The following is a 1,334-nucleotide window of genomic DNA, read 5'->3' as shown; positions in this document are numbered from 1 at the left end:
AGATGCCCCTATGTTTCGTCAAGCGGCTGAAGGTGCCTGTGTGGCCGTCGGAGGCTGAATGTGCCGGTAGAGCTCGCGGGCCACGTAGCGTTTGAGACAGCGGATGATCTCGCGCTTGGACATGCCTTCGGCGGTGCGTCGTTGCAGGTAAGCCTGGGTGCGTTCGTCCCATCGTATGCGGGTCATCACGATGCGGTAGAGGGCGGCGTTGGCCTGCCGGTTGCCACCGCGATTCAGGCGCCGGCGCTGGGTCTTGCCGGAGGACTGCTCGACCGGGCTGACGCCGCACAGGGCAGCGAAGGATGCCTCGTCCGTTAGGCGGTCAGGGTTGTCACCTGCGGCGATGAGCAGGACGGCGGCGCTGTCGGGGCCGACGCCGACCAGGTCCAGCATCTGAGGGCGGCAGGAGCGGACGGCCCGTGTGGTGCGGCGGGTCAGCTCCTTGACCTCCGCGGACAGGTGCTGGATCCGCATGGCGAGCAGGCGCATCGTGAAGACTGCCTCGCCCCGCTCGTCTACGAGTGCCGCGCAGGTAGCGACCAGAGCCGGGTTGGTCAGGCCGGTGAGCAGATCGCGCAGGTCGGGGTCGATGTCCAGCAGGACGGCCTTGAGTTGGTTCATCGCCTGGGTGCGGGCCTTGATTGCCGATTCCTTGGCCAGCCGCAGGACGCGCATGTCCGCCGCAGGGCCGTCCGCGGTCTTGGGGGTGACCGTGGCGCGTCCCGACAGGACGGCGCGAGCTGCCGCGTCCGCGTCGATGGCATCGGTCTTGCCGCGCTTGCGCCGGGTGGCTCGGTCGGGCTGGTTCACCTCGACGACGTCGATGCCCGCCCGGCTCAGAGCCCTGGTCAGTGCGGCCCCGTAAGATCCGGTGCACTCGACACCGGCACGACGCAGTATGCCGAACGACCCTGCCCAGGCGATGAGTTGGCGATATCCGACAGCGGTGGTGGGGAACTCCTGGTGGGCGAGTGAGGCTCCCAGCGTGGTGATCACGGCCGCGACGTGGACGTCCTTGTGGGTATCGACCCCCAAGATCACATCCTCTGCCAGATCCGGGACATGCTGTGTGGGCAGCTTGGGCTGGGGCATGCTGGTGACGGTCACAAGGCTCCTCGGACTGGGGCTGGTGGCCGACGCCGGTCCGGTGGGCGGTCAGAACTGTGACGGTGCTTTGTGCAGCAAAGCCCCTATCGGGACACGTCCAGCGGGCCGGCGGCAGCGAGCGCCGCAGGGGGCCGGAAGCCGACAGATCTACTCCAAGGCAACTGTGGCCAGTTGTCGCACGGGTCAGGCTCCGGCCCCCGACGGCACTCCAGGAGTCTCACAGTTGT

1 protein-coding gene is annotated in these 1,334 nt (G+C 67.9%); it reads right to left on the bottom strand.

Annotated features, from left to right (window positions below; translation table 11 throughout):
* Window positions 1-18: 18 nt before the first annotated feature.
* The gene (locus AB0D12_RS41335) at window positions 19-1,092 is read right to left on the bottom strand and encodes an IS110 family transposase (protein ID WP_362695267.1); all 1,074 of its coding nucleotides are present in this window, start codon (window positions 1,090-1,092) and stop codon (window positions 19-21) included.
* Window positions 1,093-1,334: the final 242 nt, after the last annotated feature.

The organism is Streptomyces sp. NPDC048479 (genome assembly GCF_040651435.1).
Taxonomy (GTDB): domain Bacteria; phylum Actinomycetota; class Actinomycetes; order Streptomycetales; family Streptomycetaceae; genus Streptomyces.
The sequence above is the reverse complement of the archived record's forward strand: the minus strand, read 5'-3'. Positions and strand labels throughout refer to the sequence as shown.

Coding starts and splice junctions, on each gene's coding strand:
- AB0D12_RS41335 (WP_362695267.1), bottom strand. CDS start 1,092: ATGCCCCAGCCCAAGCTGCCCACACAGCATGTCCCGGATCTGGCAGAG.